Source organism: Coprococcus sp. RTP21428st1_C9_RTP21428_210409 (assembly GCF_040227395.1).
Taxonomy (GTDB): Bacteria; Bacillota; Clostridia; order Lachnospirales; family Lachnospiraceae; genus Coprococcus; species Coprococcus aceti.
In genome coordinates this window covers 1-12,195 of the sequence record NZ_JBEHVV010000080.1, presented here as the reverse complement: position 1 = coordinate 12,195, position 12,195 = coordinate 1, and the positions used below count along the sequence as shown (strand labels likewise).

General features: G+C 45.7%; 13 protein-coding genes. 10 read left to right on the top strand and 3 right to left on the bottom strand.

What is annotated here, in order from left to right; all coding sequences use genetic code 11:
• Nucleotides 1–2,308 (top strand): cysteine peptidase family C39 domain-containing protein (locus tag ABUA34_RS12345; protein WP_349823406.1); only part of this gene is annotated, 2,308 nt, incomplete at its 5' end.
• A gap of 99 nt (nucleotides 2,309–2,407) precedes the next feature.
• Here the strand turns inward: ABUA34_RS12345 and fdxA are convergent.
• Nucleotides 2,408–2,578, bottom strand: a complete 171-nt coding sequence (gene fdxA / locus ABUA34_RS12340) for a 4Fe-4S ferredoxin (protein WP_015534282.1) — start codon at nucleotides 2,576–2,578, stop codon at nucleotides 2,408–2,410.
• Nucleotides 2,579–2,773: 195 nt separating this feature from the next.
• Between fdxA and ABUA34_RS12335 the strand changes: the two genes are divergently transcribed.
• The gene (locus tag ABUA34_RS12335; RefSeq protein WP_015534281.1) at nucleotides 2,774–2,986 is read left to right on the top strand and encodes a DUF1858 domain-containing protein; all 213 of its coding nucleotides are present in this window, start codon (nucleotides 2,774–2,776) and stop codon (nucleotides 2,984–2,986) included.
• A 47-nt stretch (nucleotides 2,987–3,033) separates the two neighbouring features.
• Nucleotides 3,034–3,801, top strand: coding sequence for a CpsB/CapC family capsule biosynthesis tyrosine phosphatase (locus ABUA34_RS12330; RefSeq protein ID WP_022217525.1), 768 nt, complete (start codon nucleotides 3,034–3,036; stop codon nucleotides 3,799–3,801).
• 64 nt (nucleotides 3,802–3,865) lie between these two features.
• Here ABUA34_RS12330 and ABUA34_RS12325 read toward each other — a convergent pair whose 3' ends face one another.
• Both ABUA34_RS12325 and ABUA34_RS12320 read right to left on the bottom strand, forming a co-directional pair.
• Entirely contained in the window at nucleotides 3,866–4,759 is an 894-nt protein-coding gene (locus ABUA34_RS12325; protein ID WP_349818699.1) for an adaptor protein MecA, read from the bottom strand.
• A gap of 553 nt (nucleotides 4,760–5,312) precedes the next feature.
• The gene (locus ABUA34_RS12320; protein ID WP_055271943.1) at nucleotides 5,313–6,083 is read right to left on the bottom strand and encodes an N-acetylmuramoyl-L-alanine amidase; all 771 of its coding nucleotides are present in this window, start codon (nucleotides 6,081–6,083) and stop codon (nucleotides 5,313–5,315) included.
• A 176-nt stretch (nucleotides 6,084–6,259) separates the two neighbouring features.
• Between ABUA34_RS12320 and ABUA34_RS12315 the strand changes: the two genes are divergently transcribed.
• The 7 genes from ABUA34_RS12315 to ABUA34_RS12285 form a co-directional block, all read left to right on the top strand.
• Nucleotides 6,260–7,312 carry an L-threonylcarbamoyladenylate synthase gene (locus ABUA34_RS12315; protein WP_349823405.1) on the top strand — a complete coding sequence of 351 codons (1,053 nt, stop codon included), beginning with the start codon at nucleotides 6,260–6,262 and terminating at the stop codon, nucleotides 7,310–7,312.
• A 42-nt stretch (nucleotides 7,313–7,354) separates the two neighbouring features.
• The gene (rpiB, locus tag ABUA34_RS12310) at nucleotides 7,355–7,780 is read left to right on the top strand and encodes a ribose 5-phosphate isomerase B (protein WP_015534276.1); all 426 of its coding nucleotides are present in this window, start codon (nucleotides 7,355–7,357) and stop codon (nucleotides 7,778–7,780) included.
• Nucleotides 7,781–8,159: 379 nt separating this feature from the next.
• Entirely contained in the window at nucleotides 8,160–8,471 is a 312-nt protein-coding gene (locus tag ABUA34_RS12305; protein ID WP_015534275.1) for a vacuolar (H+)-ATPase G subunit, read from the top strand.
• Between the two features lie 37 nt (nucleotides 8,472–8,508).
• Nucleotides 8,509–10,536: a V-type ATP synthase subunit I gene (locus tag ABUA34_RS12300; RefSeq protein ID WP_161171510.1), complete on the top strand. Its 2,028-nt coding sequence runs from the start codon at nucleotides 8,509–8,511 to the stop codon at nucleotides 10,534–10,536.
• A gap of 28 nt (nucleotides 10,537–10,564) precedes the next feature.
• Entirely contained in the window at nucleotides 10,565–11,038 is a 474-nt protein-coding gene (locus tag ABUA34_RS12295; protein WP_004850778.1) for a V-type ATP synthase subunit K, read from the top strand.
• A gap of 24 nt (nucleotides 11,039–11,062) precedes the next feature.
• Nucleotides 11,063–11,665, top strand: a complete 603-nt coding sequence (locus ABUA34_RS12290; protein ID WP_022217530.1) for a V-type ATP synthase subunit E — start codon at nucleotides 11,063–11,065, stop codon at nucleotides 11,663–11,665.
• A gap of 14 nt (nucleotides 11,666–11,679) precedes the next feature.
• The coding region (locus ABUA34_RS12285) for a V0D/AC39 family V-type ATPase subunit (protein ID WP_349823404.1) at nucleotides 11,680–12,195 on the top strand (516 nt) is incomplete at its 3' end.

The window sequence follows — 12,195 nt, the reverse complement described above, 5'->3', positions numbered from 1 at the left end:
CAAGCAGGATATGGAGTATATGCTGGTTGTCAAGCTTAAGAGCGGTGATGGCAGGAGTGCTTCATACTATACCAGAGTGGTCGTAAATGACAATTATCATGAGTCCCAACTGCTGAATGCCGCAAAGGATTTCCACGATGCGACATTTGCATTTGACAAGCTGGAGTCGGAATCTGTCATAGGAACCTACAAGCAGGAATACACGGGCGGCGGAACGGGAGATTCCTACGGACTGGGACATGTGAATCTTGCAAATGCATACTCGGATCTCCTCTGGGATGGACTTAAGCCTACGGTTATAAGCGATGTAAACACATATATAAAGGAGATAGATGTCAACTATGCGGTGATCGAGATGGAATATAAAGCCATGTCCATCACATCGCAGGATGTCATGAGCTATTATACAGTTAAGGAGTTCTATAAGATCAGCTACAAGGATGTGCCTGTTGCCAGCCAGACTGATGAGGCGGACGGAGCCGGCACTGATGGAATATATTTTGACGAAACAGCTTCGTATGATGAGGCCTATTCGGATGAACAGGATGCAGATACTGTTACGGAGACTGAGCCGAAGATCACCATGCTCAGCTATGACAGATATGTGGACGAGTATTTTGACAAAGACGGCATAGATGCCATAAACAATGTGTATGAGATAGGTATCGTGTCATCGGATGATCTGGAATACCGCTACACAGAGGATAACAAGAAGATCGCATTTGTGAGAAATGGACAGCTCTGGATGTATGACTACGGCGATGGACAGATAACTCTGGTATACGGATCAGGAATGGATGACCATGCAAATGACTCAAACACTTACTCCGACCATGACATGAACATCATAAGCTTTGACAAAGATGGAAATATGACATTTGCGGTGTATGGATATATGAACAGCGGAGATCATGAGGGAAAGCTCGGAGTTGCGCTGTATACATTTGATTATACGACTCTGGAGGTGGACGAGCTTCTGTTCGTCGAGTGCAATGTGCCTTATGAGGCTATGAAGAGCGAGACCTCTAGACTGACATATTACGACGGAGATAAGTTTTATTACATGCTCGGCGGAAAGGTGAACGCCGTGGACATGAGGACGAGACAGCAGTCTTATATTGCGGAGGGACTGTCAGCCAGCGATGTCAAGGTGTCGGTGAACATGGAAGTTATGGCGTATGGAGAGAGCGAGGACCAGAGCAGCAATACAAAGCTGACTCTGATGAATATGCATACCGGAAAGAGTTATGAGATCACCGCCGGAGCAGGGGAATGTCTGATATGCTATGGCTTTAAGGACTCGGATATGGTATACGGAGTGTCGAGCATATCTGATGCGCAGGTTGATGTGGATGCTGAGTCATTTGTTGGTACGAGGTACAGCGAGGAGTCCAGAGATAACATACCTGCATCCAGATTGTATATAGTAAACAGCGATGGCGAGCAGATAAAGGAATACGCAAAGAGCGGGTATTATCTGATGCAGGTTGATGTGGATACGAATCTGCTGTATCTGACAAGAGGAGAGAAATCCGACAGTGGATTCAAGTCTGTGGACGATGATTTCATAACCTTCAAGGAGGACGATACAAAGGAGACGATAGGAACTACCCATCTGTCATCCATAACCGGATATGACAGGCTGTATTTTACGGTTCCGTCAAATATGTATCTGAGCTATATACCGGCGCTGAACATAACAAAGGAAAAGATAGATCCTGATGTTGCAAGTATGATAATGACAGTAGTGCGTGATAAGGTGACCTATCATGTGTACGACAATCTTGGACTTTCAAAGATATATGACGTGGCGGGTGATGCGATAAATTATGCAGTGTCTGTATCAGGTATAGTGGTGTCAAGCGAAGGCGAGGTAATATACAGGCAGGCTGAGAGCCAGGAATACAACACCATTGCCTCTGGAATATTCCATCGCAGTACGCGAAGTGTGGATGCGTCACTCGGCGACTGTCTGTACATGGTTCTGACGTATCAGGGAGTACAGGTGACAGAGGATGATATAGCACAGTATACAGATCCTGTCGAGGCTCTTAACTCTCTTGGAAAGAGACAGGGCATAGATGTTACAGGTCTTTCGCTGGATATGCTCCTCGGTTATGTGAGTTCGGGAATACCGGTAATATCGAGGATAAGCGATGGCAGATATGTTCTCATAGTGAGCTATAATGAGGCAGACATAAGATATTATGATCCTGTCGAGGACAAGGAGATAGTTGTGTCAAGAGATGAGTATACGGATATGATGCTCCAGTGGCACAATGAATCCTACACTTATGTTGAGGAATAAAGATAAAAAGAAAACGGAGCGAGTTACCGCTCCGTTTTCTTTATAATAGTTGTAGTATAAGTTACTTAGCATGGATCCGAATGTTACGGATCATGTAGATTACTCCTCTGCGATTGTTCCTACTGGACAAGAACCAGCACAAGCACCACATGAGATACACTGTGAACCATCGATAACAAATACGCCGCCATTATCGCTGATAGCACCTACTGGACAAGCACCAGCACATGAACCACAACCGATACATGAATCGCCAATAACGAATGCCATAATTGTTTCCTCCTTATAAAGTAAAAATAATCACACGCTTATTGTAAAACAAAACTCATTAATTAGCAAGTGATAATAATATTTATCAACAACGGGTTTTATCAATAAGTAACAATAAAAGGGATAGACATTTAAAATTGGGTATAATATAATGTGAATGCTGAGTAAGAGCGCAATCTAAGGAGGATATAAATAATGGTAAAGATAAGTAAAGACATGCTTATAAATGACATTCTTGCAGTTGATGCAGGAAATGCAGCAATACTGATGGCAGCAGGTATGCATTGCATAGGATGCCTTGCAGCAGCAGGAGAGAGTCTTGAGGAGGCAGCAGCCGTTCATGGACTTGATGCAGAGGAGCTTGAGCAGGAGATCAATGATTATCTTGCAAAAAAGGAGGCTGAGTAGTATACTTGCCAAAGTAACCAGGTGTACTATAAAGGATGGAGAGATATATGAAGACAGACGGAACAAATCCTCCCGGGCAGGGAATATTTGGACTGATAGATATTAATTGTCATATTTTACCGGGAACAGAGGATGGACCGGATAATTTCCGGGAAGCGGCAGAGATGCTCAGAATAGCGTATGATGAGGGAATAAGGACGATAGTTGCCACCCCGCCATACAACAAGAAGAATCCGATAATGGATGGAGACAAACTGGACAGACTTGTGGAACAGCTCAACGTTGAAGCTGGAAAGATAGATCCGGATTACAGAGTCTATCTTGGAAGAGAGATAGAGTATAACGATGAGAACCACCAGAAGATCATATCTGGTCAGTTGGATTCCATGGCAGACAGCAAGTATGTTATGATCAGATTCCCTTACGATGTGGATTTTGAGACGATATCTGAAGCTATAAGAGACATCAATATGGACGGATATATACCGATAGTTGCCAATGTAGAACAGTATGAATGTCTTGAGGAAGACGAGGACAAGGTCGAGGAGCTCATTCAGTTTGGTGCATATGTACAGATAAGTGCATCGGCTGTGGTTGGAGATCTTGGACATGACATCAAGAATTTTTCGAGAAAGCTTCTCAAGGGAGAGCTTGTTCACTTTGTGGCAAGTGATGCATTGGATTCAGAGGATAAAGCACCATACCTCAGGGAGTGTGCTGAGTACATAGAGCGAAAGTATGGAGAGGATTACATGACGGAGCTCTTCTACACCAATCCAAAAGCAGTTATCGAGAATGATGATATTGACATATAAAACAAAAAGACGTATCGCTTGTGCGGTACGTCTTTTTTGCTGCGCCGGAATCTCTGGCTATTACTTATAATGCTGACAGTGTCTGAAGTGCTTCCTCCGGCATAATAGCGGTGAAGTGCTCCTTGAAATGTGCCGGCATGGCATATGTGAGCTTCTGTGCTGTTCCGTATTCTGCAAGGATATTGCAGACTCTCACAAATTCCTGGCTTGTGTTATTGCTGTTCGTGAGAACCAGATAATATCTTCCGTTGGAAGGATTCTTGTACAGGCAGTTCTCGCTGAAGTAGAAAGAAGCAACCTGTTTTGCTGCACTTATGATGGTTGCAAGTGAGTCAAAGATGTACAGTGAGCACATGCTCTCCCTTGCTGAACCTGATTCCTTTGTGCTGCCTGTTGTACTGGCGGCAGTGCCTGTGGTGCTGTCATCAGATGATGCATTGCTGCCATTTGCCGCAGCGGCAAAATCTCCTGCGGTTCCGGCAAGTCCGGATATGGTGTTGAAAATGCCCTCAAGTGCCTCTCTTACGCCCTGTGGAACGGAACCGGATCCACTGATCTCAAGTCTTGCGATGGTTCCGTTGTTATCCCTGGACTCATCGTTGTCGTCAAGATCGTCATCTATGTCATCATCATCCATGTATTCGTCATCGTCATCAATATCATATTCGCTGGTCTTTGAGAATCTGGAAAAGCGGGTATCCAGTTCTTCCGGATCTTCAACCTTTGTCACAATGAGTATGAGACAATCTGGTGATACCGGTATGGCTTCGATCATAAGTGGAGTGTCGTCAGCCTCAAAGCCTAATTCTACAGATGCCTGCTGCATCATATCCTTGAAGAGCTCTTTTGCCTTCGGTGTGCCATAGGCAAGCTCGGAGATCTTGAGCTGCTTTTCGGTGAGATCGGCTTTGTTGAGTGTGCATCTTATCTGATTTTCACTTAGACGTTCAATCTTCATAGAATCGACCCCCTTCAATAATTTAATGGTATTAAAATGTGTATTATAGTTTACCACATTTGTCAAGCAAGTAAATAGGATATATGGAGAAAATATTGGAATTTTCCGTGAAAAAATATCCCTAATTCTACGTTATGTATACTTTTATGAAAATTTCATAAAATATGCTCAAATGGGGTTGGAAAATGGCTTTTTATGCGTTATTGTGGAGTTGTGAGCGGGACGTGCTCAGGATATTTAGATGAGCTCATTTCTTTATTTTTCTACAAATTCTGTCTGATTCTTATCGTCTCAGATACAATTCCCAGAGATAGTGATATGACAGTGCTCACACATTTCCATAACTGACACATGGCACATAAAAGGAGAATAATACATCACAACACATCTGTCTTTACATTGCATGGCAGGGATGGAAAAATAAACTATTTGGGGGTGATGCCTATAGGGGGTTAAAAGGCAGCAGTAGCATATAGAACATAATTATATGCACAGAATTACACTTAACATCTATTTGGGGGGCTCTGCCGCTGTCACAGCAGAGCTCCTGGTTTTATTTGGCGTGCTGTTCATGCCATGTACAGACTGCATTGCAGATGGCGTTTGCTAGGGCGGTCTGGTATTCATCATTGCACAGATCGGAACATTCCTTTGTGTTGCTCAGAAAGCCGCACTCAACGATGACGGCGGTGCATGGACTTTCCCGCAAAACAAGGTATTCGGAATTGCCCTTTGCCGCCCGTGTGTTGGATGGATCGGCTTCGGAGATGAGATGCTCCTGGATGCACTCCGCCAAGGCTTTACCACCGGAGGAAGTGGAGTAATAAAATACCTGCGCTCCGTGGACATACTCGGCTGAATAGCTGTTCTGGTGGATGCTGATGTAGAGATCAGCGTTTACATTTGTGGCGAGGTTGGTGCGGGCTTTCAGATCTGAAGTCTTCTTGCTGGATGCATTTTCACTGTTCAGGGACTTGTCGGAGTCTCTGGTCAGATACACGGAAAATCCCTGATCCGTAAGTGCCGATGCCAGTTTTGAGGCGATGGCCAGATTTATATCCTTTTCCATGATCCCATCCGGGCTGACCTTACCCGGGTCAAATCCGCCGTGTCCCGGATCGATGAGGATCGTAAATGATTTTGCCGCATCTGTGGTGCCCAAACCTTCGGTGGATGCGCGCCCATTTCCTGTATTGGTGGAAGTATCCTGCCCGGCTGTATGGTCTGCGGGACGGACTATAAATATGTAGCAGAGGATTGGAGGAAGTATTACTGCAAATATTATGGCAAATACAAGTATGTATAATTTGGTGGAAGTACGCATCGGTGATACCCGGGAAGTGTAATTACTATTTTATATGACGGCGGCGGACGTTATATGATATATGTTACCCAAATATAGCCTAAACATTTGACACACATGCGGTGCTGGGCTAAAATATGGGCGTATATGCAATAATATAGAAGCGATAACAATTTATTATAGAAGAAGGTAAAGTGATGAACACTATAATTGCAAAAGCAGGAGTGGATGACGACCGCATGTATGAGCAGGCGGCGGAGATACTTAAGAGAGGTGGTCTTGTAGCATTTCCGACAGAGACAGTGTATGGCCTTGGAGGAGACGCGCTGAATCCGGATGCGTCACATCGGATATATGCGGCAAAGGGCCGGCCATCGGACAATCCGCTCATAGTCCATATAGCAGAGACATCAAGCGTGTATGAACTGGCGGAGACAGTAAGTGACGACACGAAGAAGCTCATGGAAGCATTCTGGCCGGGACCACTCACCATCATACTCAACAAGAAAGAGGTCGTTCCGCACACGACCACTGGCGGACTTGATACGGTTGCCATCAGGATGCCATCGCATCCGGTTGCCATGAGGCTCATAAAGGATTCGGGAGTGTATATCGCAGCTCCAAGTGCCAATCTGTCTGGACGACCATCCCCGACCACTGCGCAGCATGTGCAGCAGGATATGGACGGCAGGATAGATATGATCATCGACGGCGGGGCAGTCGGAATCGGTATAGAGTCGACGATAGTGGACATGACCGGAGACAGACCGACTATATTGCGGCCTGGATATATCACTCCGGAGATGATAAGGGATATCGTTGGCGATGTGACTATAGATCCGGCGATAACAGGTGTGAACAATGCTCTGAGACCTAAGGCTCCGGGGATGAAGTACACACACTATGCTCCAAAGGGAGAACTCAGCATAGTAGAGGGCGATAGACTGGCTGCGGCTGAGAAGATAAGAAGTCTTGTTGCGGAGAAAAAGGCGCAGGGATACAAGACTGCGGTACTGTGTGACACTGACAATGTCAGTCTTTATGATGACGGAGTATGCGAGAACGTATACGATGCCGGAAGCAAGAAGAACGAGATAACTGTGTCTGCCGGACTGTACAGTCTGCTCAGAACCTGTGATGACATAGGTGCACAGTATATATACAGCGAGTCATTTGAGGAGGGGGACATGGGCTACGCCATCATGAACCGTCTCATCAAGGCTGCAGGACACAGGATAATAAGCTGTTAGCTAATTTCGAAAAAAATATTATATAAAAAGGAGAATCAGAACATGATAGCACTTGGATGTGACCACGGCGGATATGAGCTTATGCAGGAGGTTATAAAGCATCTTGAGGAGAGAGGCCTTGAGTACAAGAACTTTGGCTGTTACAGCACAGAGTCAGTTGACTACCCGGTATATGGACAGGCAGCAGCAAAGGCAGTAGCCTCAGGTGAGTGTGATAAGGGAATCATCATCTGCGGAACAGGAATAGGAATATCGATCTCAGCGAATAAGATAAAGGGAATCAGAGCTGCACTCTGCCACGACTGCTTCTCGGCACAGGCGACAAGAGAGCACAACGATGCAAATATGCTGGCTATGGGTGCCAGAGTCATAGGACCTGGACTTGCACTTAAGATAGTCGACATATTCCTCGACACACCATTCTCAAATGATGAGCGTCACGTAAGAAGAATCGGAATGATTGAGTAGTATAATAAGTTATGCCGTAAGGGGGACCCCGTTCATACTCAAAAAAGAATCCCATGACAGTATGGTCAAGACTGTCATGGGATCTTTTTTTATACGGTTTTCGTCAAACTGCATCATTTGTTCGACATATAACCGCGTTAAAAGGAAGAAAAATGATTAATGGATAAACATAAGTATTATCAACATAGTCACATTGTACATTAACAATAAAAAAATATCAAGGGGGTTGTACAAACTTTACAAAATGTTTATTTACAATATAGCCAACTCATTATAAAATAATATTACTTGAGTTTTGACATAATAATCTAAAGTGATGCTTTGATGAAGTGTTTATGGAATTGAGTCTGCTCATAAATTTTTATAAGGGAGGAATGTTATGCTGCAGGAGACTATGAAGAAGATAACCGATGCAGAGTCTGAAGCTGACGAGATCATTCGCAAGGCCAAGGAAGAAGCCGACTATACAGTAGCTGCTGCAAAGAAGGAGGCTGCGGATATGATCGCGGCCGCAGGATCAGCTTCGAGAGAAAGCATGAAGAGTGCCGAGGGAGCCGGCAGATCTGAGGAGGAGAAGCTCACGGTGAAGGCGATGGATATTGCCACCGCTGAGATCGCACATCTCAGGGAACGTGCAGCGTCCATGGAAGGCGAGGTTACTTCCATGATCATCGCAGAGCTGGTGGGATGAAAAGTCCTGCAGGCATTTTAAGAAAGGGGGTAAATGTATGGCGGTACTTCCTATGAAGAAGATTGAGATCTGTGCCATGAAGAGGGACAGAAAAGCAATTCTTGAGAAGCTCCAGTCGCTGGGAATGGTTGAGATACAGACTGATAACGAAGAGACTGATGACTTCAGGAAGATGAGTACCACAAGCCAGAGAGCAAAGTACGAGAAGAGAGTACAGAATACAGATGAAGCCTTACAGATAATTGATAAATATGCTCCGGAGGAGAAATCCATATTTGCCAGCCTGGAAGGACGGCAGGAGGCGTCAGAGGCTGACATTCAGGAGATCATAGCTGGAAGATGGGATTATAACCGTAAGGTTAAAAAGATCCAGGAGATCAGCAAGGACATAGCCGGCTGTGAGGCGGGAATAGTCAAATGTCAGGTGGCTATAGACGGATTGGCGCCGTGGCTGAATATGGACATACCGATCAATACCACAGGGACCGAGAAGACGGATGTGATGATCGGAACTATGCCACCGGGGCTCACGGAGACGGATATTCAGGGGTATATAAGCTCTGCGGAACCGGAGATAGCGGGATACACAGTCACTGTTGTAGGATCTGATAAGGACCAGACTTGTATGGTGGCAATAGCCATTAAAACTGTATCACAGAGGGTGGAGGAGATATTGAGATCCCATGGATTTACAAGAATTTCGTATTTCTCCAAAAGAACACCTGAACAGAAGACGGATAAGTACAGGGCGGATATAAGGGAGTTCGAACAGTGGATAGAGGACAAGAAGAATGAACTAGTATCCATGGCTGATGACAGAGACAAGCTGAGACTTCTGGCTGACTATTACCGCATAAGGGCGGATAAATATAAGGTCCTTGGAAGCCTTCTCCAGTCAAAGAGCACATTTGTCATATCGGGATATGTGCTGGAGAGAGATGCAGACAGGGTAGTGGCTGTACTCAATGAGAATTTCAGCCTGATGGCTGATGTATATGATGTTCCGGAGGATGAAGCGGCACCTATACAGCTTCAGAATCCGAAGATGTTCGCATCGGCGGAGGGTGTACTGGAGTCATTTGGACTTCCGGGAAAAGGTGAGATGGATCCAACCACACCGATGGCGATATTCTATATATTCCTGTTCGGACTCATGTTGTCCGATGCGGCGTATGGACTCATCATATTCCTGGCATGTTTTATTTTGATCAGGAAATTCCCAAAGATGGAGAACGGACTTCAAAAGTCCCTGCGTCTGTTCATGTACTGTGGTATATCCACACTGATATGGGGAATATTATTTGGCGGTTTTTTCGGAGACCTGATAACGGTGGTATCGAGGACGTTTTTCCACCACGAGGTGACGTTCAAGCCGGTATGGTTTGCACCGCTGGATGACCCGATGAAGCTTTTGTTATTCTCTTTGCTGTTCGGACTTATACATTTGTTCGGCGGACTGGCACTCAAGGGATATATGTGTCTGAAGAAGGGAGATGCGAAGTCATTCATATGCGACGTGCTGTCGTGGTTCATGCTCATCACAGGACTTGTGCTGATGCTCATGCCGACGGAGCTGTTCGCATCCATAGCACAGATGCAGTTCAATTTCCCTGGCTGGCTTAAGAATACAAGCTACGGACTGGCGATTGTGGGAGCTGCGATCATCGTGCTCATGTCGGGAAGAGACCACAAGAATCCGGTGCTCAGGCTTGCGCTTGGGCTGTATGACATATACAACCTGACAGGCTGGCTGTCAGATCTGCTGTCGTACTCAAGGCTTCTTGCTCTGGGACTTGCGACGGGAGTTATAGCACAGGTAATAAACCAGATGGGAAGCATGGCTGGCGATGGAATATTCGGAGCCATAGTGTTCATCATCGTATTTATAGTAGGACATCTGTTCAACCTTGCGATCAACATGCTGGGAGCATACGTGCACACATGCCGTCTCCAGTATGTAGAGTTCTTCGGCAAATTCTACGAAGGCGGCGGCAATCCATTCAGGCCGTTCAGAGAGAATACGAAGTACGTTGATATAGTAAGTGGTACAGAAACACAGAAATAAGAAACCAATTTTAGGAGGAGAAAATATTATGACAATGGGAACGGTTTTGGCATTAGTGGGAGCTGCGCTTGCAGTAATTCTTGCAGGCATGGGATCTGCATATGGAGTAGGCGTTGCTGGTCAGGCGGCAGCAGGAGTAGTAAGTGAGGATCCAAGCAAATTCGCAAAAGTTCTTATCATCCAGCTTCTTCCGGGTACACAGGGTATCTACGGACTTCTTGTTGGATTCATAGCATTGTCCAACATAGGAATCCTTTCAGGAACACCGAAGGAGCTCACAGTAGCACAGGGACTTATGATGCTTGCAGCATGTCTTCCAATAGCGGTAGTTGGTCTTGTATCAGCAATGCACCAGGGCAAGACAGCAGTTGCAGCAGTTGGAATAGTTGTAAAGAAGCCTGATCAGTTTGGTAAGGCGATGCTTTTCCCAGCCATGGTTGAGACATATGCGATCCTTGCACTTCTGGTATCAATTCTTGCGGTAAATGGAATCAAATTATAACTTTTTGTAAGGAGGATGTACTTTATGACGGGATTGGAAACAATCGTAGAACAGATCCTTCAGGAAGCGCAGAAGGAAGCTGAAGAGATCAAAGCTCAGGCTGCCAGAAACGCGGATTCCATCATTGCAAATGCCAAAAAGACTGTGGATAAGATGAATGAGGAGACCAGAGAGAAGGTTGCCCAGGCAGAAAAGTCCGGATCATTCAGGGCAAAGTCCTCATCAGAACTTAAGAAGAGACAGGCGATACTTGCGGCAAAGCAGTCAATAATTGGGAATATGCTGGATAAGGCATATGACGCAATGGTGGCGCTCCCGGATGAGGAGTATTTCCAGGTGATCGTCAAATGTCTGGAGAAGTCGGTACAGCCGAAAAGCGGAGAGATATGTTTTTCCGGGAAAGACAGAAAACGACTTACACCACAGACTGAGAAGCAGATAGAGCAGATAGCTGCAGCTCATGGAGGAAGCCTTAAGGTGTCCAATGGGAACTGTGATATAGATGGAGGATTTATCCTGATCTACGGAGGAATCGAGGAAAACTGTTCATTCAGAGCAATGCTGGACGCGAACAGAGAACATTTGGCAGACAAGGTAAATGAATTATTATTTGTTGATAACAGATAGCTGGAGGTAGGCAGATGGCAGACAAATATATATATGCAGTTGCCAGGATCAGGGCACTTGAGATGACGCTTATGAGTCAGGCAGTCATAGAACAGCTCGTGGCCACGGATTCCTACAAGAAGGCGGTTCAGTTCATCATAGAGAAGGGCTGGGGCGATAGTGATAAAGCCAGTATGGATGAAAATGACATACTTAGGGCGGAGACTGACAAGACGTGGGCTGCTGTGGCTGAGATGGTGGATGATATGTCCGTGTTCGATGTCATAAGACTTCCAGATCTGTATCACAACCTCAAGGCGGCGATCAAGACTGTGGTTGCCGGGGAGACTCCTGCCCATGTGTTCTTCGACAATGCCGAGATAGACGGTCAGAAGATGCTGTCCATCGTAAGTGACAAGGCGTGGGACAGACTTCCAGAACACATGAGAGACTGCGCGAGGGAGGCTTGGGACTGTATGGCACAGGCTGGAGATGGACAGATGTGCGATGCTGTGATAGACCGAGGAACACTGCTGGCGATCATGCAGGCT